The 21,039-nt window shown below is 68.1% G+C and carries 20 protein-coding genes; 10 read left to right on the top strand and 10 right to left on the bottom strand.

Features of this window, described 5'->3' with window-relative positions:
• Positions 1-139 precede the first annotated feature (139 nt).
• Both ABD255_RS21930 and ABD255_RS21925 read left to right on the top strand, forming a co-directional pair.
• Positions 140-532 (top strand): ATP-binding protein, encoded by a 393-nt coding sequence (locus tag ABD255_RS21930; RefSeq protein WP_344216815.1) that lies wholly within the window; start codon positions 140-142, stop codon positions 530-532.
• A complete protein-coding gene (locus ABD255_RS21925; protein ID WP_344216813.1) occupies positions 529-1,320 on the top strand; it encodes an RNA polymerase sigma factor SigF in 792 nt (263 codons plus the stop codon). Before ABD255_RS21930 ends, ABD255_RS21925 begins: the two co-directional genes overlap by 4 nt.
• Positions 1,321-1,344: 24 nt before the next feature.
• Here ABD255_RS21925 and ABD255_RS21920 read toward each other — a convergent pair whose 3' ends face one another.
• Positions 1,345-1,755 carry a hypothetical protein gene (locus ABD255_RS21920; RefSeq protein WP_344216811.1) on the bottom strand — a complete coding sequence of 137 codons (411 nt, stop codon included), beginning with the start codon at positions 1,753-1,755 and terminating at the stop codon, positions 1,345-1,347.
• A gap of 404 nt (positions 1,756-2,159) precedes the next feature.
• Here ABD255_RS21920 and ABD255_RS21915 point away from each other — a divergent pair, with 404 nt between their 5' ends.
• The gene (locus tag ABD255_RS21915) at positions 2,160-2,411 is read left to right on the top strand and encodes a WhiB family transcriptional regulator (RefSeq protein ID WP_012922773.1); all 252 of its coding nucleotides are present in this window, start codon (positions 2,160-2,162) and stop codon (positions 2,409-2,411) included.
• 273 nt (positions 2,412-2,684) lie between these two features.
• Here ABD255_RS21915 and ABD255_RS21910 read toward each other — a convergent pair whose 3' ends face one another.
• A complete protein-coding gene (locus ABD255_RS21910; RefSeq protein WP_344216809.1) occupies positions 2,685-4,160 on the bottom strand; it encodes a sensor histidine kinase in 1,476 nt (491 codons plus the stop codon).
• Positions 4,161-4,338: 178 nt separating this feature from the next.
• Between ABD255_RS21910 and ABD255_RS21905 the strand changes: the two genes are divergently transcribed.
• Entirely contained in the window at positions 4,339-5,244 is a 906-nt protein-coding gene (locus ABD255_RS21905; protein ID WP_344216807.1) for a DUF2785 domain-containing protein, read from the top strand.
• 27 nt (positions 5,245-5,271) lie between these two features.
• Here the strand turns inward: ABD255_RS21905 and ABD255_RS21900 are convergent, their stop codons facing one another.
• Entirely contained in the window at positions 5,272-6,324 is a 1,053-nt protein-coding gene (locus ABD255_RS21900) for an endonuclease/exonuclease/phosphatase family protein (protein WP_344216805.1), read from the bottom strand.
• Positions 6,325-6,418: 94 nt separating this feature from the next.
• On the opposite strand from ABD255_RS21900, the gene ABD255_RS21895 reads away from it, so the two are divergent.
• The 3 genes from ABD255_RS21895 to ABD255_RS21885 all read left to right on the top strand — a co-directional run bounded on the left by ABD255_RS21895 (position 6,419) and on the right by ABD255_RS21885 (position 9,060).
• Positions 6,419-6,691, top strand: coding sequence for a DUF3311 domain-containing protein (locus tag ABD255_RS21895; RefSeq protein ID WP_344216803.1), 273 nt, complete (start codon positions 6,419-6,421; stop codon positions 6,689-6,691).
• Positions 6,688-8,343, top strand: a complete 1,656-nt coding sequence (gene mctP / locus ABD255_RS21890; RefSeq protein ID WP_344216801.1) for a monocarboxylate uptake permease MctP — start codon at positions 6,688-6,690, stop codon at positions 8,341-8,343. Before ABD255_RS21895 ends, mctP begins: the two co-directional genes overlap by 4 nt.
• A gap of 135 nt (positions 8,344-8,478) precedes the next feature.
• Positions 8,479-9,060 carry a DUF5317 domain-containing protein gene (locus tag ABD255_RS21885; protein ID WP_344216799.1) on the top strand — a complete coding sequence of 194 codons (582 nt, stop codon included), beginning with the start codon at positions 8,479-8,481 and terminating at the stop codon, positions 9,058-9,060.
• Here the strand turns inward: ABD255_RS21885 and ABD255_RS21880 are convergent.
• Complete coding sequence (locus tag ABD255_RS21880) at positions 9,022-10,296, bottom strand: HD-GYP domain-containing protein (protein WP_344216797.1); 1,275 nt, start codon at positions 10,294-10,296, stop codon at positions 9,022-9,024. The genes ABD255_RS21885 and ABD255_RS21880 overlap by 39 nt on opposite strands.
• Positions 10,297-11,649, bottom strand: a complete 1,353-nt coding sequence (locus tag ABD255_RS21875; RefSeq protein ID WP_344216795.1) for an HD-GYP domain-containing protein — start codon at positions 11,647-11,649, stop codon at positions 10,297-10,299. It lies immediately after the preceding gene.
• Positions 11,650-11,905: 256 nt separating this feature from the next.
• On the opposite strand from ABD255_RS21875, the gene ABD255_RS43845 reads away from it, so the two are divergent.
• Positions 11,906-11,980, top strand: coding sequence for a 50S ribosomal protein bL37 (locus ABD255_RS43845; protein ID WP_369759046.1), 75 nt, complete (start codon positions 11,906-11,908; stop codon positions 11,978-11,980).
• A 330-nt stretch (positions 11,981-12,310) separates the two neighbouring features.
• On the top strand, positions 12,311-14,740 hold the full coding sequence (locus tag ABD255_RS21870; RefSeq protein ID WP_344216793.1) for an ATP-binding protein: 2,430 nt from the start codon (positions 12,311-12,313) through the stop codon (positions 14,738-14,740).
• A 74-nt stretch (positions 14,741-14,814) separates the two neighbouring features.
• On the opposite strand, the gene rsrA is transcribed toward ABD255_RS21870, so the two are convergent.
• The 5 genes from rsrA to ABD255_RS21845 form a co-directional block, all read right to left on the bottom strand.
• Entirely contained in the window at positions 14,815-15,087 is a 273-nt protein-coding gene (rsrA, locus tag ABD255_RS21865; RefSeq protein ID WP_344216791.1) for a mycothiol system anti-sigma-R factor, read from the bottom strand.
• On the bottom strand, positions 15,084-15,725 hold the full coding sequence (locus tag ABD255_RS21860) for a sigma-70 family RNA polymerase sigma factor (protein ID WP_344217053.1): 642 nt from the start codon (positions 15,723-15,725) through the stop codon (positions 15,084-15,086). The genes rsrA and ABD255_RS21860 overlap by 4 nt, the downstream gene beginning before the upstream one ends.
• A 113-nt stretch (positions 15,726-15,838) precedes the next feature.
• Positions 15,839-16,471, bottom strand: a complete 633-nt coding sequence (locus ABD255_RS21855; protein ID WP_344216789.1) for an alpha/beta hydrolase family protein — start codon at positions 16,469-16,471, stop codon at positions 15,839-15,841.
• A gap of 48 nt (positions 16,472-16,519) precedes the next feature.
• A complete protein-coding gene (locus ABD255_RS21850) occupies positions 16,520-17,320 on the bottom strand; it encodes an SOS response-associated peptidase (RefSeq protein ID WP_344216787.1) in 801 nt (266 codons plus the stop codon).
• A gap of 374 nt (positions 17,321-17,694) precedes the next feature.
• Positions 17,695-18,510: a hypothetical protein gene (locus ABD255_RS21845; protein WP_344216785.1), complete on the bottom strand. Its 816-nt coding sequence runs from the start codon at positions 18,508-18,510 to the stop codon at positions 17,695-17,697.
• Between the two features lie 234 nt (positions 18,511-18,744).
• Between ABD255_RS21845 and ABD255_RS21840 the strand changes: the two genes are divergently transcribed.
• Positions 18,745-20,997: a sigma-70 family RNA polymerase sigma factor gene (locus tag ABD255_RS21840; RefSeq protein WP_344216783.1), complete on the top strand. Its 2,253-nt coding sequence runs from the start codon at positions 18,745-18,747 to the stop codon at positions 20,995-20,997.
• Positions 20,998-21,039: the final 42 nt, after the last annotated feature.

Genomic DNA, 21,039 nt, shown 5'->3' with positions numbered 1-21,039 from the left:
AACACCAAGTGCGCGATTGTGCTCGATATCTGAGCATGGCTTGCAGGTTCGCGCAAGTGGTCAGAATGATCCCGAACGGGGAAGATGTACGCGGTGGGCCGAGCGCCCAAGAGTTCAGCCCGCCTGGGAGGCAAGCACTGTGAGCAGCACCGGACGACCCGCCGAGGTACGCCTCAGCATTCCCGCGGACAGCGCCTACATCGCCGTCCCGCGATCGGTGGTCGGCAATCTCGCCGCCCGCAACGACTTCACCGTGGACGCCATCGACGACCTGCGGATCGCAGTGGACGAGGCGTGCGCGCTGCTGCTCCCGCAGGCCACCGACGGGGTGCTGGACCTGGTCTTCGAGATCGACCCGCCGCAGCTGAAGGTGAGCACGTCGGCGATCGTCCCGAACGGCTGGAAGCCCGACACCGGCTCGTTCGGCTGGACCGTGCTGACCGCGCTGGTGGAGTCCGCCGCGGCCGTGTCGGTCGACGGGCGGCTGACGATCACGGTGACGGCGACCGCCACCGCTTCGGAGAAGGCGTGACACAGGATCGACCCCTGGGCGATTCCCAGGAACCCGACCTACGCACCCGCACCGCCACCCTGTTCCGGGCGATGGCGGCCTCGACCCCGGGCGATCCCGCGCACACGCTGGCCCGGGACGGCCTGGTCTCGCTGCACATGCCGCTGGTGGAGCACCTGGCCCGCCGCTTCCGCAACCGCGGCGAGCCGTACGACGACCTCGTCCAGGTCGCCACGATCGGCCTGATCAAGGCGATCGACCGGTTCGACTCCGACCGCGGGGTGGAGTTCTCGACCTACGCGACGCCGACGATCCTCGGCGAGATCAAGCGGTACTTCCGGGACAAGGGCTGGGCGATCCGGGTCCCCCGCCGGCTCCAGGAACTGCGGCTGTCGCTGACCGCGGCGACGGCCGAGCTGACCCAGCAGCTCGGCCGGGCGCCGACCGTGGCGGAGCTGTCCGACCGGCTCGGTCTGTCCCCGGACCTGGTCATCGAGGGCCTGGAGTCCGCCAACGCCTATAACACCCTCTCGCTGGACGCACCGGACCAGAACGAGGCGGACGCCACCACGGTGCTGGACGGCCTGGGCGGCGAGGACGAGGCGCTGGAGAGCGTGGAGTACCGCGAGTCCCTCAAGCCGCTGCTGGCCCAGCTGGACCATCGCGAGAAGCGCATCCTGACGCTGCGGTTCTTCCGTGGCATGACGCAGTCCCAGATCGCCGAGGAGATCGGCATCTCGCAGATGCACGTCTCCCGGCTGCTCGCCCGCACGCTGACCGAACTGCGCGCCGGCCTGCTCAAGGAATAGCCGGCATCCTTCCGACTCAGGACGCTAGAGAACGGGGTGGTCCTTGGTCGGATCGTCGGCCAAGGCCTCCATCGACACCTTCTGGAACAGCGCCACCAGTACTGCGACCGCCGCGATCGCCAGCACCACCGAGACGGCACTGGTGGAACCACCCCAGAAGCTCCACGCCACCCCCAGCTGGATCAGCTGGGCGAACACGGCCGGGCCGCGGCTCCAGGTGGACAGCCGGTAGAGCCCACGGGCCACCAGCAGCAGGCCGGCGCCGTACAGGAGCAGGAAGCCGGTGGTGGTCAGACCGAGAACCAGGCGGTCACCGTGGATCGTTATAGCTTCGACAATTCCGAGAACGGCGACCACGAGCCCTTCCGCAGCGACCACAGCCGCGGCTAGCTTGAGCGGGCGCGGAGCGGTGGACGGCGTCGATTCTGTCGGCACAACCGCAAGCCTAGTGCGCGGCACTGGATGTCAGGTGGGACGAGGACCTCTTCCCCGCACTGACGAGGGCCTCAGAACTTCAGCCCCACAGGGATTCGAGGTTTTGCGTAACCCCAGGGCTGTTGGATCGGTTACTTGCAGTGAACGGGCGATCGCACCATGGTTGCTCCGTCCGGTTAACGGACGCGGTGATCCGCTGTGCACCGCTTCGTAGTGTTAAGGAAGTGTTGTGATCGGATCGACAAGTCCAGAACCCTTGTTTCGTTAACCCGGGATTGGGAACATGGAGTCGTTCGTGAAAACGTTCACAACGCTTCGCACCACCCCCGTGCGAGTACAGGCGCGCTGATCGGGCACAGACCATGCCGTCAGCGTAAAAACTACTGAGAGAGATGGGATCCGCCATGGATTGGCGCCACCGGGCCGTTTGCCTCGATGAGGACCCGGAACTGTTCTTCCCCATCGGCAACACCGGGCCCGCGATCATGCAGATCGAGGAGGCCAAGCAGGTGTGCCGTCGCTGCGACGTGCGTGAGCAGTGCCTCGCCTGGGCGCTGGAAGCCGGCCAGGACCACGGTGTCTGGGGTGGCCTGAGCGAGGACGAGCGACGCGCTCTGAAGCGCCGCAACGCCCGCGCTCGCATCCGCACCGCCTGACACGCTTCCCGACGCAGGCCCCGCGGGATCCGCGGGGCCTTTCGAATTCCCGGGCGTCACCCGTTGTCTCCGAAGAACTGTGGACAAGGACCCACGGCTGTTCAGAGACCTAGTGTCCTGAGTCGGAGGTTCGTGCTTCAGCTCCGGTGTCCAGGTGCGTGCATCGCAAGGCGGAGAAGCGGCCTCGATGCTTTTCCATCGTGGCCGTTTCTCCAACGCGGCGAGGTGCGTGCCTGGGCGCCGGAGATGTGCACGAACCTCCGACTCAGGACACTAGTCCTTGACCGGAAAGTCGAGGACCACGGTCGTTCCCGGGCCGTCGTGCCGCGGGTGGAACTCCAGCACTCCGTCGAGTTCCCCGATCACCAGCGTGCGCACGATCGACAGCCCGAGGTTGCCGGACGTCTCGGAATCGAAGCTCGCCGGAAGTCCCTTGCCGTCATCGGTGACCACCACCCGCATCCGCCCGACCGACCTGGTCGCGGCCAGCTCGATCGAGCCGGTCGCGTCCTCACCGGCCCGGGTGCTGAAGGCATGCTCCACGGAGTTCTGCATCAGCTCGGTCAGCACCATCGCCAGCGGGGTCGCCACCTCGGAGTCCAGGACGCCGAAGCTGCCGGTCCGCCGGATCTCCACCTGGGTGGACACGGTCAGCACGTCCGCCACCATCGCCGCGATCCGGTCGGCGACGTCGTCGAAGTCCACGTGCTCGTCGAAGGACTCCGACAGCGTCTCGTGCACGATGGCGATCGACCCGACCCGGCGGACCGCCTCGGCCAGCGCGGCCTGGCCTTCCGGCACCGTGATGCGTCGCGCCTGCATCCGCAGTAACGCGGCGACGGTCTGCAAGTTGTTCTTGACGCGATGATGAATCTCCCGGATGGTCGCCTCCTTGGTGACCAGCTCCCGCTCCCGGCTGCGCAGCTCCGTCACGTCCCGGAGCAGGATCAGCGCGCCGACATGCTCGCCGTCGGCCCGCAACGGGATCGCCCGCAGGAACAAGGTGGCATCGGCGTTCTCGATCTCGAGCTCCTTGGCCGCGCGGCCGGTGAGCACGGAGGCGAGCACGTCGTCGACCTTGTGGCCGGTCTGCAGGAGGTCTCCGGTGATGTCCTTGAGCCGGCTGCCGACCAGGTCCGTGACGAGGCCCATCCGGCGGTAGGCGGACAACGCGTTCGGGCTGGCGAACGTCACCATGCCGTGCCGATCGACCCGGATGCAGCCGTCACCGACCCGCGGAGTCGTCGACAGCAGCCGCTCCCCGCCGTACGGGAAGATGCCGTCGGTGATCATCCGGGCCAGGTCGGTGGCGCTCTGCAGGTAGGCGATCTCGAGTCGCGAGGGAGTACGGACGCCCAGCAGGTTGGTGTTCCTGGCGATCACCGCGATCACCCGGGAGCCCCGGCGTACCGGGATCGTCTCGACCCGGACCGGGACGTCGTCGCGCCACTCCGGGTCGCCCTCGCGGCAGATCCGGCCGCCGTCGTAGGCCTGGTCCAGCAGTGGCCGGCGGTCGCGCGGGATGAAGCTGCCGACGATGTCGTCCAGGTACGCCGTCGGGCCGGTGGTCGGCCGCATCTGCGCGCCGGCCCAGAAGCCGAGCCCCTCGGTGTCGGGCAGCCAGAGGACCAGATCCGCGAAGGACAGGTCGGCGAGCATCTGCCAGTCGGACACCAGCAGCTGCAGCCGGTCCAGGTCCGCCTGGTCCAGCGTCGTGTGGTTCCGCGCCACATCGGTCAAGGACGGCACAGGCTTGAGCCTAGTGCCTCGTGCCGGACGTGGCTTCAGCGATGCTGGGCGCCAGCAGCGCGAAGCCACGTCCGACACGAGGCACTCGGTCTGTGGCGATCGCCGGACCCGCACGGCAGGCTCGACAGATGGCGCGGATGGGTGTTGATTGAGCAGGTCCAAGTGAAAGGATGCATCGGTGGAGTCGACGTACTGGCAGGACGTGATGGCCGCGGACTACGCGGTACCGGGCGACCGTGCGCTGACCGACCTCACCGAGGAGCTGGTCCGGGGGCTGGCCAGCACCAACCCGCAGATCCGCGACGCGCTGGCCTACCCGACGCTCGCCACCTGGCTCGAGCGCGGGATCTACGACGACCTGCTGCCCGGATTCGGTGACGGTCTCTGCGCCGGACTCGCCTACGGGCTCGGGGAGGACGGCACCGACACGGTGTTCCGGCGGTCCTTCACCGCGCTCACCCTGGCGGAGGTGATCCACCGCGACAACGCCGAGTTCCTGGTCCACGACGAGGTGGTGATGCGCTGGGGCGACCGGCTGGCCACCTGGCTGCTGCGCGAGCGCGACCTGCGCGGGTACGTCGCGGACTGCGGCTGGGCTCACGCGGTCGCCCACGGCGCGGACGCGATCGGCGCGCTGGCCAGATCCCGGCACTGCGACGCCGGCGTACTGCGGGCGCTGCTGGACGTGCTCGCCGACCGGATCGTGAAGGACACGCAATACCGGTGGGTGCACGAGGAGCACGACCGGGTCGCGCACGCGGTGATGACGATCCTGCACCGCAACATGCTGACCAGCGACGAACTCGAGCGCTGGCTGAAGCCGATCGCCGCGACGGCCGCCCAGCAGCCGCTGATGCACGAGACGCTGCCCGAGTGGCCGACGCCGTCGGTGTTCAACGCGCGCGGTGTGCTGCACGTGCTGCTGAGCCAGTTGGCGATCGGCGTGAAGGGCTTCCCGATCCCCGGTGACGACGAACTGTTCGGCCGGCCGATCGAGGCCCGCGCCGACATGCTGCTGATGCTCACCGAGGCGGTCCGCTCGTCCCAGCCGTACATCTACCGGCCCGCCGCCTCCCAGTCCTGAGCCCGACGCTGAGGCCGGCCTGGGTCGCTACTTCGGTACGGCGACCGTGGCCAGTACCGCGCGGTGGTCGCTGCCCTCGATCTCGTAGGTCCGGAACTTGCCCGGGTGGATCTTCTCGGTGACGACCACATGGTCGATCTGGGTGCGGAACACGGCCGGCCGGTCCGCCGGCCAGGTCCCCTGCAGGCCTGCTCCGACTGACGGCGCGACGCTCTTGCAGTGCGAGCCGAGCGCCGAGCGGAAGTCGGCGTGGTCGGTGGTCGCGTTGAAGTCGCCGGCCACGATCGTCGGCTCGTCCCCGGCGCACCAGTCCTTCAGCACGAGCAGATCCTGCTTCCAGGTGGTCACTGCGGACGGCAGCGGCGGGTAGCCGTGGTACGCGATCAGCCGGAGCTTGCCGAGGTTCCCGCCGGTGACGACGATGTGCCCGAACTGGGTGGTGGTCTGCTGGACGGGCCCGATCGTCTCGGCCCCGGGTTCACCCGCGCCCGGCTTCGCAGTACCGGGTTGTTCTGAGCTGACCTTGCCGGTGTCCAGCTTCTCGGCGTCGAACTTGACGTTGCCGAGGGTCGCCGAGACGAGCACGCTGGTGGCGCTCTCCACGGCCGCGTTGGCCTGCTGGGTGTAGCCGTAGTAGCTGACGCCCTGGAGGTGGGCCTGGATGTCCTGCCGGACGTCGACCTGGGCCTCGGGCAACGAGACCAGGTCCGGCCGCGTCTCCCGGATCAGCTTCGCCACCTCACCGGCGTCGGCGCCACCACCGATCACGTTGGCCACCAGGACAGTCAACTCCCGGGTACCAGCCGGGGGTGGCTCGGGGTCGGACAGATCACGCGGGACGGTCAGTGCTCCTCCGGTGAGCGCGAGGAGGATCACCAGGCAGGCCGCGATCCGCCAGTTCCAACGCAGTAGCATCACCACGCCCAGCACTCCGGCAAGCACCAGCAGTTGTGGCCGGAACGCCACCAACTGGGTGAACGGGGTCACCTCGTCCAGTCCGTACAGCTCTGGATAGAGGGGAAGGGCAACGATCAGGAGGAACAGCACCGAGAGGACGACCCGCCGTACGTTCCATGCCATGTCCGTGTCCATCGCCCACCCTGAAGGTCTAGTCGCTGTGCGTTGCCGAGCGGTAGCGTTCACCGCGCGCCTGTGTCCCGAGGAGGTTGCTGTTGTGTCCAAGCTGTCCGCGGTCAGACCCGCGTACTGGATCGCCGGCGTACTGCTGGTGCTCTCGGTCGTCGTACCGCTTCTAGTCTCCACTTATGCCAAGGACGAACCCCGATTGTGGGGATTCCCCTTCTTCTACTGGTACCAGCTGCTCTGGGTCTTCATCTCCGCGATCACCGTGAGCATCTCCTACCAGTTGGTGATGCGGGAAGAACGGAAACGGCGAGCCTCGCAAGGCCTCGACGGCGGCTCCAGCGTCAAGGGGGACCAGCGATGAACAACGACGTCGACTGGGTACAGCTGATCATCGTCGTCGCCATCTTCGGTGCCGTCACGGTGATGGGCTTCATGGCCGCGCGCTGGCGGCGTACCGGTGAGCTGGACAGCCTGGACGAATGGGGTCTGGGCGGCCGGGGCTTCGGCACCTTCATCACCTGGTTCCTGCTGGGCGGCGACCTCTACACGGCGTACACGTTCATCGCCGTACCGGCCGCGATGTACGCCACCGGCGCGGTCAGCGGCTTCTTCGCGGTGCCGTACACGATCGTGGTCTACCCGATCATCTTCGTCTTCATGGCCCGGCTCTGGTCGGTCTCGCACCGCAACGGCTACGTGACCCCGGCGGACTTCGTCGGCGGCCGCTACGGCAGCCGCGGCCTGTCGCTGGCGGTGGCCGTCACCGGCATCCTGGCGACGATGCCGTACATCGCGCTCCAACTGGTCGGCATGCAGGCCGTGTTCGAGACGATGGGCCTGGGCGGCGACAACCTGCTCGCCAAGGACCTGCCGCTGCTGATCGCGTTCGCCGTACTGGCGGCGTACACGTACTCGTCCGGGTTGCGGGCGCCGGCGATGATCGCGTTCGTCAAGGACGGCCTGATCTACCTGGTGATCGGCGCCGCGATCCTCTACCTGCCCGGCCAGCTCGGCGGCTGGGACTCGATCTTCGACGCCGCGAAAACGAAGATGGAAACCCCGAACCCGACCACCGGGCGACCGACCGGCGCATTCATCCCGGGCGAATCGGGTTACTCCGCGTATTGGACTCTGGCACTCGGCTCGGCGCTCGCGCTGTTCATGTATCCACATTCCGTGACGGCGGTGCTCTCCACGAAGAACCGGAATGTCGTCCGGCGAAATGCGGCGATCCTGCCGGCCTATTCCCTGTTGCTCGGTCTGCTCGCGCTGCTCGGTTTCATGGCGATCAAGGCCAATGTCAACGTGACCGGCCTGGACGGGCTGGCGAATCCGCAGCTGGCGATTCCGCGGTTGTTCGATCAGGAATTCCCGTCCTGGTTCGCCGGAATCGCGTTCGCGGCGATCGCGGTCGGCGCCCTGGTGCCAGCGGCCATCATGTCGATCGCGGCGGCCAACCTGTTCACCCGCAACATCTACCGCGACTTCCTGAAGAAGGACGCCACCCCGGCCCAGGAGGCCAAGGTGTCCAAGCTGGCGTCGCTGCTGGTGAAGTTCGGCGCGCTGGTGTTCGTGCTCGGGATGGACAAGACGATCTCGCTCAACCTGCAACTGCTGGGCGGCATCTGGATCCTGCAGACGTTCCCGGCGATCGTGGTCGGCCTGTTCACCCGGTGGTTCCACCGCTGGGCGCTGCTGGCCGGCTGGGCGGTCGGCATGATCTGGGGCACGATCACGGCGTACAACGTGATCAACCCGGCGACCAAGAAGCACTTCGGCGGCTCGCTGGCGAACATCCCGTTCACCGAGACGCAGGTCTACATCGGCCTCACCGCGTTCGGCATCAACCTGATCGTCACGATCGCGCTGACGCTGATCCTGCGGGCCGCGAAGGTCGGTGAAGGCGTGGACTCGACGCACCCGTCGGACTACCTGGCCGACGCCGGCGACCCGGGCGTCAAGGACCTGCCCGAACTGCTGGACGAAGGCGGCGCGGCTCCGGTCAAGTCGTAGTACGGGCTGAGCCCCTCTTCCCTTGCTCACTTGCCGATGCGAGGGAAGAGGGGCTCTGTCACGGATTGCAGCTATGTCGACACGCACGGGAAGCGATTGCCTCGATTCCGGCCGGTGGCGCGGCAGAATCACAGGATGTTGCTGGTCCTCCTCGTCATGCTGCTCGCCGCCGTCGCGGCGCTGCTGACTGGCGGCCGTTTCAGCCGCCTGGCCGACAACACCCTCACCGGGCTGCACTGGCTCGCCGCGGCGGCCACAGGGCAGTTCCTCGGCTCGGTGACGGGCGGAATCGCCTACCCCGTCGGCCTGATCGGCTCGGCCGCCTGCATAGCGGTGTTCCTGCGGTTGAACCTGCTTCGCCCAGGGGTGGCCCTGCTGGCGATCGGCTTCGGCGCGAACGCGCTGGTGGTCGCCCTCAACGGCGCGATGCCGGTCTACGCGTCCGCCCTTGCCCGGGCCGGCCTCGACCGCTTCGTGGATGACCCGCGCCACGAACTCTCGAACGCGTCCACCTGGCTGCCGTGGCTGGGCGACGTAGTACCGGTGGCTCTGCCCGGCCTGGGTCAGGCGGTCAGCCCGGGCGACGTACTGATCGCCGCCGGCGCCGGCCTCCTCCTGTACGCCGGCATGGGCGGCACCGGCCGGATCCCCGTCGAGCCCGCGCCCACCTGGGAAGACCTAGAACTGAAACCCGCGCCCGATCACCCGGCGCAGTGACTCCACCACCACCGGGTCGTACTCCGCCCCGATCCCCAGCCCGATGTTCTCCATCGCCTTCGCCGGCGACTGGCCACTCCCCTCCCCCACCAACTGCTCATAAGCCAACGCCACGTTGACGATCCCGCTCTCCACCGGGATGTTGGGGTTGTTCGCCCGCCCCAGCCGATACGGATCGTTCGAGTGCCGCACGATCTCGGCCACGTGATCCAGCACCCCAGACCGCTCGATGATCGAAGCCCCGATCTCAGCCGCCTGCTGCCGCTCCTCCCGACTCCGCAACAACGAAGTCCCACCCGGACTGGGATCGGCCAACGCCAACTGCCCCACCCCCGACAACAGCGCCGCATACTCCAACGCCTCCATCCGAGCAGGCCGCAGACCCAGATCGTGGCCCATCGCCACCGCCAACTGCGCGGTCCGCGCGTTCTGTCCAGGACTGCTGAACCCCGCGATCTCCGTACTTCGCGCCATCGATCGCATCGTGGTCCGATAGGTGCGCTGCGCCGACGCGAACCGCCGAAACGCGAACTGCGTCAGCAGTAGCGGCACCAGAACCAGCGGCGGGCCCCACAGGCCGAGCAGGGACGTGCCGATCGCGAGCAGGATTCCGCTGATGCCCATGGCCATGCCGATGCGCGCGGCCATCACCACCTCGTCGCGCAGGGCTGCAGGGAACGGCTGGTTGAACCTCTCCGTCGCCTGACCGGCACCGACCAGGGCGTCGATCGTGGCGGCGCTCAGAACCGCCAGCAGCATCGCGCCGGTGAGCGGAATGGCGTGCCTCCATGACCCGCTCCAGTACAGATCGGACGGTGTCACCGCGGCGAAGACTGCGGCGGCACAGGCGACCGACAGGACGCGGCGGCACGACACGACGACGTCCCAGCGCAAGCCCGCGATCATCCGAGGCAGCACGCCGGCCAGGGTCGCCAGCCCGACGACGGCGATGATCTGCGCGACGTCCGGCGGGATGGCGACCTCCGGCGGGCGCAGCACGGCATAGCCGAGCGCCGCGCTGGTCGCGATCGGCGCCCGGTTCCGGTTGCGGTCGACGCGGAACTGGACCATCTCGCCGATCGCGACCAGGAAGCCGAACGTCAACGCGTAAGGCCATTCGGTCACCCCGCGCCGCACAGTCATGCTGAGCGCCGCCAGTCCCAGTACTCCGCCCGCGAACACGATCACGAATCCGCTGCTGAGCCAGCGTGGCTCCGTCGCGTCGGGGCCGTTCATCTAGGCATCCGCCGGTCCCGCTGCCGACCCGGAGGCGCCGCCGCTGCTGCCGAGGCTGAGGTCGTCGTGGTCGATGCTGGCCTGGATGCTGCCGTCGGGGGCCGGTTGGTCGGCCGCGGCCTTCCAGCCGTGGGTGCGGATGACGTCGACGAACGCGTCGACCAGGTGCGGATCGAAGTGCGAGTACCGGTCCTTCAGCAAGATCTCGAGCGTGTTCTCGATCCCCCGCGCCGGCCGGTAGGAACGGGTCGAGGTCAGGCAGTCGAACGCGTCCACGATGCCGATGATGCGGGCGAAGTACGGGATGTTCTCGCCGCTGAGACCGGCCGGGTAGCCCGAGCCGTCGAACTTCTCGTGGTGGTGCAGGACCGCGGACTTCACCTCTTCGAGGAAGGGGATGTTACCGATCAACTCGACCCCGCGGGCTGGGTGCAGCCGGATGGCGTCCATCTCGGAATCGTCGAGCCGGCCCGGCTTCTGGATGATCCGGGTGGGGACGCCCACCTTGCCGACGTCATGCAGGAGTCCCGCGTGCTCCAGGGCCTGTTGCCGGTCCTCGTTGAGCTTCAGGTGCTTGCCCAGCATGCCGACGCCTTCGCTGACCCGCTCCGAGTGACCCCGGGTGTAGAGGTCCTTCGTCTCGATCACCTGGATGAAAGCCCGCATGGTCGCCGCCTGCGCGTTCTTCTCGGCCTCGTACAACGAGAGCGCCCACCGGGCGACGAGTAGCGGAACCACGACCAGGAAGATCGCGCCGACACCGAGGCCGCCGATCCAGACCACCGCCAGCAGAACGCCGAGCAAGCCGTATCCCATCATGGGCAGGGCGGTGGGAGCCGCGACCTTACGCAGGAAGACAAGCGGCGATGTGGTCCCGTGGTCGAGCCACAGCACGAGGCACATGAGGGCGGCGTTGACAGTCAGCCAGGTGATGATCGCGGCGGTCGCGGCCACCAGAGCGCGCCACGGTGACTCAAGGACAGCGGCGCCACGGACATCGCCCGCCCAGACGAAGACGGCACCTGCGGCAGCCGCGCACAGCACGGCCTGCGCTCCGTTGAAGACCCTTCGCATCAACGGCAGGCGGCGATCCTGGGTCAACGGCAGCAGGACCGACACCACCACCGCGGCGGCAGGACCGGACAGCAAGAACAAAGAGATGTGAACCACGTAGTCCAGGGACGCACGGACCGGGCCGACCTTCGATCGGAGCAGCACCCCGACCAACAACAAGAGACCAAGCGTCACTGTAGGGGCGTCGACCCTGGTATGGAACAGCGCGACGAAGAGTGCCACGATGGCGATACCAGCGCTGAACGCCACCGTCAGACGGAGCGGCCAGCGGCTGTTCACCTGTGAACCCTAACCTTCACCACTCCCAACCGTCACTCCCCAACATCTTCGTCACCTCCGATCAGCGGTAGCGGTCTTGTAGCCACGGCAGTGGACACAGGGGGCAGACAGCACATCGCTGACTCGTCAATATCTTGCTCATCATGCGCGCGCCGAAACACTGTAAGCCAGACGGTGACCCGCCGCACGATGGCGAACCGGCCTCCGTGGTATGAGAGACTGTGACTCTTTGCAGTTGTTACAAGGAGGCTTTCAAATGGGCAAGACCGGTCGTAAGCGCCGCGCACGCAAGAAGAAGGGCGCAAACCACGGTAAGCGCCCCAACGCTTGAGGCAGGCGGCTACAGACAGCGAGGACCCCGGTGAAAACCGGGGTCTTTGCAGTTTGGTCACATGTCACAACAAGACCAATGACCGACTGGTTTCGTATACTCAGTGTTCCACTGTGGATACACACCGCAATTTCGCCGAGATAAATCGTGACCGAATTAGCGCCAATTGTTATCCGGCGCCAACGGGTTTCGGCCCGGCGGCGAGGTCCTCGCTCGTTCTTCGCGCCTGTGGACAACCCGACGCAGCACCGCGCCACCCCGGTCTTACAGTTGGCAGGCATACCCGGCAACCCCCAGCTTCGCGGCAATCGCGGGCACGGCGGACAGGAGGTGGGTCAACTGTCGGCGTCATTCGGCGAACTGCTCCGCCGCCATCGCCTCGCGGCCGGGCTGACCCAGGCCGGACTGGCCGAGGCAGCCGATCTCAGCGAGCAGGCCGTCAGCATGCTGGAGCGCGGATCCCGGCGAAGGCCCCGGGTCGCGACGGTCGAAGCGTTGGCTGCCGCCCTCAAGCTGACCGACGAGAACGCGCAGAACCTTGCCCTGGCCGTCGGAGTGGCTCGCCGTAAGCCGCCGGATGCTCCGGCACGCACCACCAGTGCGGCGCCGCGGCAGCTTCCGCCAACGGTGTCGGACTTCACCGGACGAGCTGACGAGCTCGACGCCGCGCTGCGGGCGCTCGCGGACTCGAGCCGGCAGAACCGGGGATCCGTCGGACTGGTCGCGGTGACCGGCATGGGCGGGGTCGGCAAGACGGCTCTGGCACTGCAGGCGGCGCACCGAACCACGGAGATGTTTCCGGACGGCCACCTCTACCTGAACCTGCGCGGATATGGACCCGGCGCACCGATGCCTGTCAGCGAGGCCCTCTCCCAGCTGCTGCAGTCGCTCGGCGTCCAGACGCAGTCCGTGCCACCGGGCGTGGAGGAGGCGTCCGCTCTGTTGCGCTCGATGCTGGCAGGCCAGCGTGTGCTGATCCTGCTGGACAACGCCGTCAACGTGCGGCATATCGTCCCCCTGCTGCCAGGCAGTGCGGGCTCGGCCGCCATCGTGACCAGCCGCCGGTCCATGACCACGCTGCCCGGCAGCAAGCAGATCAGGCTCGATCCGTTCTCCGAGCGGGAGTCGCTCGATCTGCTGTCCAGCGTCGTCGGCCCGGACCGGATCGAGGCTGAGCCCGACGCAGCTGAGACATTGGTCCGGCTGGTGGGCCGATTGCCCCTGGCCGTCCGGCTGGTCAGTGCGCGGCTCGCCGCGAGGCCTGCCTGGCCTCTGCAGCACCTGGTCGACCAACTCCAGGACGAGTACCGGCGTCTGGACAGCTTGGGTGTCGACGACACCGGCGTACGAGCCAGCATCTCCGGTTCGGTCGCCTTCCTGGAGTCCAGCGACGAAGAGGTTGACCGCCGGTCTGCTCGCGCCCTGCCGCTGCTCGGCTTACCGGACGGCATGGAGCTGATCACTTCGACGGCAGCGCGGATCCTGGACGCCTCGGAGCTGCAGAGCGACGCGATTTTGGAACGGCTCGTCGACCTGAACCTGCTGGAGTCGATCGGTCCGGGCCGCTACCGCTTTCACGACCTGGTCCGGGCCTACGCCCGCGAACTCGGCGGACGGGTGCTCACCGAGAAGGAGCGCGACTCGGCGATGGATCGCGTTCTGCGTTTCTACGCCGCCATCGCCTGGTCGTGCCACGAGCTGACCCACAGCGCCAGTCCACGCCTGGTCTTCGCGACTACTCGCTCGGAGTCGCTGCCGGCCTTCGCCGATGGCAACGCGTTGCTGCGCTGGCTTGATGCGGAGTTCGCGAACGTCACCGAGGTCATCCGCCAGGCCGGCGAGACGCCGAACCTGCGGACGGCGATCCTTCCCGAGCTCGCGCTGGCCCTGTTCGGCTACACCGAGTCCAGGGCTCGCTGGAGCGAGATGCGGGAGTTCCTCCGCGGCATGCCGGAGCTCGCCGAGGCGCTGGAGCTCAACACGATGGCGGCCTGGCTGCAACACGACAGGGCGATCCCCGAGGTCGAGAACGGTGACCTCGAATCGGCGCGATCGCTGGTGGCCAAGGCACTGACGATGTTCGAGGCACTGGCCGACGAGCGAGGAGAGGCACGATGCTGCTCATCGCTGAGCCACATTCTCGAGCGGCTGGGCCGCATCGACGAAGCCCTGGCGATGATCAGCCGGGCGCTGTCCCTGAGTCTCCGCATCGGTGACACGACCGTTGAGGGCGTCAGCTACCTGGCGCTGGCGCGACTGCACAATCGCAACGGTGACTTCGCCCAGGCGGATCAGGCCTTCGAGCGAAGCTTCGCCCTGGCCGAGCAGGCCGGCGACCTCCGTTCGCTGGCCAAGCGGTACCTCAACGCAGGACTGTCCTACTTGGCCGCCGGGCGCCTGGATGACGCCGGCAAGGTCCTGTCCAAGGGTCTCCAGGCCACCGACGAGTTGGGTGACATCAATGCCCAGTCGGACACGTTGATGACCTTGGCCAAGACCAACCTGGCCAACGGGGATCTGGAGCCTGCCAGGCGCCATGCCGAAGCCAGCCTGGAGCTGGTCAGAACCCTGGACAACAAGCTCCGCGAGGGCCGGCTGCTCATCCTGCTGGGCAAGATCAGCAATGCCGCCGGAGACGAGAAGGAGGCCGGCCAGTACTGGCACGAGGCCGCTTCTATTCTCAACCCGATCCCCACCAGACATCTGCAGGAACTGAACCGGCTCCTCGCCCAGTCCCCACACCACTCACCACCGGGTTGACCTCGCTCCCCTGGCGGTCTTGATCGGCGACAGACCTTCGGGGACGTCCGGCGCGCAACGGGGCCGGACCCAGGTTATTCGGTGGTGGTGATCTCCGCGCGGACTTCGGTGATGCGGAGGAGGATTTTCTGGCGGAGGGCTTCGGGGGCGTGTTCGTCGCCGCAGGAGCGGTGGACGAGCTTCTTGACGCAGCGTTCCAGGTCGTACTGGTCGAGGCAGGGGGCGCACTCTTCCAGGTGCTGGCGGATCTCGTCGTTGCTCGCGTCTTCGAGTTCGTTGTCGATGAAGACGTACACACGCTGCAGGATCTCGCTGCAGTCCACGTCGTGGTGCTCGCCGCAGCTCACGACTCCTCCTCCTCGGCGGTCGCCGGGGCCTTGGCCGCCGGCGCATCGTCTGACGCGGGGATCAGGCCCCGCTCCCGGGCATAGTCGGCCAGCAGTTCGCGCAGCTGGCGCCGGCCACGGTGCAACCGCGACATCACGGTACCGACAGGAGTCCCCATGATGTCGGCGATCTCCTTGTAGGCAAACCCCTCGACATCGGCCAGGTAGACAGCCAGCCGGAAGTCCTCCGGGATCGACTGCAGGGCCGACTTGATGTCGGAGTCGGGCAGGTGCTCGAGCGCCACCGCCTCGGCCGACTTCAGTCCACCGGGAGTGTGCGACTCGGCAGCGGTCAGCTGCCAGTCCTCGATCTCCTCGGTCGGCGACTGCGTGGGCTGACGCTGCCGCTTGCGGTATCCGTTGATGAACGTGTTCGTCAGGATCCGGTACAGCCACGCCTTCAGGTTGGTCCCGGGCGTGAACTGGTGGAACGAGCTGTACGCCTTCGCGAAGGTGTCCTGGACCAGGTCTTCGGCATCGGACGGATTACGCGTCATCCGCATCGCCGCGGCGTACATCTGGTCAAGGAAAGGCAGGGCCTCGCGCTCGAAGCGCTCGGTCCGCTGCTCGGGTGTCTCGGTGGTCGTCGGAGTCGGCATCGTGATCGAGAATACCGGGGTCTTCGCGGTCTTCCGCGCAGGAGCCAGACTCATTGCCGTCATGCTCGTCACAACAAGGCTCGCGACCCGGTCATTCCCGGGTCCGCTCAGGCTCAGCCGGAGACTTCGCGGGTCACCCATTCGAACACAGCTTCGACCAGCAGGTCGTAGCTCTCGTCCTGGGTCAGCTCGGCCCGCTTCGGCACCTTGAACGAGTGGTCACCGTCCGGTACGACGGCCATCTCGGTCAGCGGCGGGAACTCCTCCGGCGTGCCGAACGGATCCCGCTCCCCCTGCACCACCAGCGTCGGCAGCCGCGCCGCCCGGAGCTCGTCGACTCGCGACTTGTCCGGCTTGCCCGGCGGATGCAGCGGGAAGGACAGCGCCAGTACTCCGGACGCCCCCAGCCCCGCCGCCGTCCGGCAGGCGACGCGCGCTCCGGCACTGCGCCCGCCCAGCACCAGCGGAGTACGGATCCTGAGCTGGCCGATGATCGCGATCCAGGCCTCGTCGAGGATCTTCGGCGCCGGCGCGAGCTTCTTGCCGGCCCGGCGCCAGGGCTGCTCGATCAGGAACACGTTGACGTCCTGCTTCGGCAACCGCGCCGCCAGCGCCGTCAGGTCGCCGGACTCGATCCCGGCGCCGGCGCCGTGACCGAGCGCGAGCGTCGCCACCGGTCGCCGGGCCCGGTGCGCCAAGATCCGAGCCTCACCGTGCGGCGTCGCCACAATCCGTTCGTCGGTCACGGGCCCATCCTGTCATCCCGAGGCTCGCGAACCGGCCGCCACACGAACTCAGAAAAGGGTGATCTCTTCCGGTTCTTCGGGCTTGTCGATCGGGTCGGTGCCGTCGGGCGGGAGCGGGTCGACGAGATGGGGGCCGTTGTTCTTCACCGAGCTGACCGCTTTGGAGACCGCGTAGGCCTCGAGGCGGCCGGGGGCGGCGGGGATCAGGAGTTCGCGGAGCTCGTCGGGGTCGGAGCTCAGCGGGTTGAGCCAGGCGTCGTAGCGCTCGGGCTCGACCAGGAGCGGCATCCGGTCGTGGATCCGGCCGAGGTCGTCCGTCGCGGTGGTGGTCAGGACGGTGCAGGACCAGAGCCAGGCCTCGTCCTTGTCCGGGTCCTCGACGGCCTTGTTGCGCCAGATCTCGTAGAGGCCGGCCATCGCGAGGACGCCGCCGTCGGCCGGACGGATGAAGTACGGCTGCTTGACGGGCTTGCCGTTGAGCTTCTGCTCCGATTCGTACCACTCGTAGTAGCCGTCGGCGGGGAGGATGCAGCGGCGTACGGCGAAAGCCTTCTTGAAGGCGGGTTTCTCCGCGACCGTCTCCATCCGCGCGTTGATCAGGCGGCTGCCGATCGACGGGTCCTTCGCCCAGGACGGGACCAGGCCCCACTTCACCGTGGTCAGCTTGCGGACCACTTCGTCGGGTTCGTCGCGGTTCTTCCGCTCGACGACGGCGATCACCTGGTCGGTGGGGGCGACGTTGTAGTTGTCCGGGAGGTCCTGGACGGATTCCTTGACGTTGCCGGCTTCGATCTCGAACTCGACCACCAGGTCGGCTGGGTCGCGGGACGACGCGTATCTACCGCACATACCCAGCACCCTAGCCAAGTCCACCGACAGATTCCCGTACTCCGATCGGTGCCTGGCTGAGGCTGCTGACCAGACGTCCGCCGGCGCCTGGCTGAGTACGCGAGCAAGCTCGCAGGAGTGGGTGAAGAGGTCGGTTCACCCAGCCATCCGGCTGACGGAAAGGTGAGCTGGTCGGCCGGCCTCAGCCACACCTGCGAGCTTGCTCGCGTGGTCAGTGTTCGCGGTCGGTCGGCCGGAAGGCGGCCTCGGCGGGGCGCGACGTAGTACGGGCTGAGAAATGGCCAGTGACGGCGGATCGCCTACCCCGTGATAGGCGATCCGCCGCCGGTTCGATGCGCCCGGTCGTCCCCCTGTCGGCGACCGGACGCAAGTCCCTAGGCGGGTCTTGCCAGTTCGTCCAGGACCCGGCCGGCCCACTGGTCGGAGGCCGGCAGGCCCTCGATCCAGACGCGGGCCAGTTGTGGTTCGTCGGTGTCCAGGCGCCACTGGGTGATCAGGGCCCGGACCGTCTCGACCTGGTCCGGCAGGTTCGGCTCGCGGTCGACGAGCGCCGCCGCGCGGCGTGCGCCGAGGCGGCCCAGTACGTCGCCGCCGGCGAAGACGATCCGCAGGCACTCCGCGACGTCGATGAGCCGCAGTTCGCGCTCGAACGGCGTGATGCCCGGTGGATGGAGCGGTTCGACCACCACCAGTGCGTGGGTCGCCGGTACGGAAGTTCCACGGAGCTCTGCCTCCCGGTAGATCTCGCCGAGCCGGGACCGCAGGTGCGCCAGGCTGGACAGCCCGGTCAGCGGGTCCTCGCAGGACAGCGAGTGCAGATAGATGAGTGACGCCTCGGCCCAGCTGGAACTGAGTGCGCGTACCGCGGCGAAGGCCGGCTCGCCCCCGGCGATCGAGCGGTACAACGCACTCAGCCCATCAAGTGCCTCGAGCAACGAGACTCCGTCGGCCGCCAGTCGGCGGCCGACCTCGTCACTCGCAGGCACGACATCGGCACCGTCCTGCAGGGCCTCGGCGATCGCGAGATAGGCACTGCGGTCGATACCAGCTGTGCCGTGCGGCTCCCTCCTTCCGCACGGTTGCTCAGGTGACGACGCCTCCGGCCGGTCCCGGGCGAGCGACCCCGCCAGGTTCAGGGACCGGCTGGGACGCAGGTCCAGCCGTCGGCGGATGTCCGCGAACAGCGACATGGCCCTCCTTGGTGGTCCCCTCGTCTCCCGACCGGGTGGCCGGAAGCGTCGTTCTGGAGGTGAGACACGGCGCGGGCGGGTTCATGACGCGGATTCTCAAAACTTTTTTCCCGTAACCTCACAGCAGTCGCCGTCGTCATGAAAGGTGCGCGGATCGGCCACCTCGTGGGAACCTTGATCCCGGCAACCAGTGACAGACGGTGACGGTGCCGTGACACAACCAGGGGGATTCGGATGGAGACGCCGGAGGGACCGAGCGACGCGGAGCTGATCGCGCGCGTCCGCGCCGGCGACCTCGAGGCGTACGGCGACCTGTTCGGCCGGCACCACCACGCCGCCGAGCGGATGGCGCGCCAGCTGGTCCCGGCCGGCGACGCCGACGACCTGGCCGGCGACGCGTTCGCGAAGGTGCTCGATGCCCTGCGCAACGGCGGCGGGCCGGACATCTCCTTCCGCGCCTATCTGCTGACCACTGTCCGCCGGGTGCACGTCGACCGGATCCGCTCGGGCCGCAAGGTCCAGACGACGGACGACATCGCTGCGTACGAGCGGGAGCCGCAGGGGTTCGACGACCCGACGGTGACCGGGTTCGAGAGCGGCGCGGCGGCGAAGGCGTTCGCCTCGCTGCCGGAGCGGTGGCAGGCAGTCCTGTGGCACACCGAGGTGGAGGGCGAGAAGCCCGCGGCCATCGCCCCGTTGCTCGGCCTGACCGCCAACGGTGTCTCAGCCCTCGCCTACCGGGCCCGCGAGGGTCTACGGCAGGCCTACCTGCAGCAGCACCTGGCTGACGTCGCCAGCGACCGCTGCCGCTGGACCACCGAGCGCCTGGGCGCCTACGTGCGCGGCGGCCTCACCAAGCGGGAGAACCACAACGTCCGCGAGCACCTGGACGACTGCGCCAAGTGCACCGCGGTTTACCTGGAGCTGGTCGAGGTCAACAGTGCGCTGCCCGCGCTGCTGGCTCCCGCCCTGCTCGGTACTGCGGGGCTTGGCTACCTGGCCGCTGCTTCCGGCGCCAAGGTCGGTTTCGTCGGCTTCCTGGTCACCGGCTGGAGGAAGGCGACCGAGAACAGCACCCGTACTGCGGTCGGCGGCGGCGCCGTCGTCGTGGTCGCGGTGGCCGCGGTGCTGGCGGCGATCGCGCTGACCGGCAACGAAACTCCCCCGGCGGCGATCGACCAACCGCCGACGCAGCAGCCCAGCCAGCCGCCGCCGAACCCGCCGACCGTCAACCCGCCGTCGGTCAAACCACCGACGGTGAAGCCGCCGGTGGTTTCGCCGACGCAACCGCCGCCGGTCGATCCCACCACGGCGCCGACCACCGCACCGACGACTGAGCCGCCGGCGCCCACGCCGACCCCGACGCCGCCGGTCCCGACCACGCCGATCCTCGACGAGGGGCTGCTGACCATCAGCGCGCCGCAGGGAGGTGGCGCTCCCGCAGGCCCCGGCGCTCAGGTCGAGGCGGTCGCGAGCGCCCAGTGGCTGATCACCATCAAGGTCCCGGCGAACAACACCAAGCCGGTGACGATCGGGATCAAGTACGGCTCGTCCCTGCGCTGGCCACTCAGCGGCAACCCGGCCGGCTGGACCTGCGCCAAGGCTGCCGACGGCAAGAGCGGCACCTGTACTGCGACCAACCGGCGCTCGCCCTCCACCATGCCGGTCACGTTCACCAGCCCCACCGCCGGTACTGCGGCCGACCGCACCTTCACCGTGTCCGCCAAGACCGGGCGCCTGTACGACGACGACTCCCAGACGTTGGCCACGCCCCCCACTCCTCCCCCGGCCGAGCCGAAGCTGGACGAGAACCTGCTGAAGCTCACCACCCGCAAGACCGACCCGGACCGGTACTTCCGCACCATCACCGTTGCCCCCGGCACCGGCCGGACCAGCGTCACGGTGAAGCTCGCGTACGGCGCGTCGCTGTCCTGGCCGATCGCGGCGAACCCCGCAGGCTGGAAGTGTTCCCAGTCGTCGAAGACGTGCACGGCCCTCACCCCGGCACGACCGGCCCCGCTGTACGCGGAGTTCGACATACCGGAGGGTGGTGCGCCGGCTCGTACGTACACGGTGCTGGCGACGGCCGGGCTGCTCTACGACACGGACTCGGAGACGCTGGCCGGACCGCGGTCGGACGAGTCGCTGCTGCATATCCTGACGCCCAATCCGGGCCAGGACCCGAACCCGCTCGTCTACAACCGCTTCCTCAAGCTCAGTGGCACCTCCGGCCGGGTCACGCTGGAGATCTCCTGGGGCCGCAACCTCAGCCTGCTGTCGACCTTCGACCGCGGCTGGACCTGCTCCCGCTCGACGGACATCCGCCGCGCCACCTGCTCGACGGAGAACTACCGGAAGCACCTCGACACCGAGTGGGCCGCTTGGCCCGGCTCCGGTCCGTCCAACACGATCACCGTGACGGCCATCACCCCGTCCCGCCGCGACACCGACACCAACCTCATTCCACCCGCCAAGTCCCGCCGCTGACAGCGGCGGGCGGCGGCAGTCCGCAGTACTAATGGGTTTTGT

The sequence above is a fragment of the Kribbella sancticallisti genome (assembly GCF_039530625.1).
GTDB classification, from domain to species: domain Bacteria; phylum Actinomycetota; class Actinomycetes; order Propionibacteriales; family Kribbellaceae; genus Kribbella; species Kribbella sancticallisti.
The sequence above is the reverse complement of the archived record's forward strand: the minus strand, read 5'-3'. Positions and strand labels throughout refer to the sequence as shown.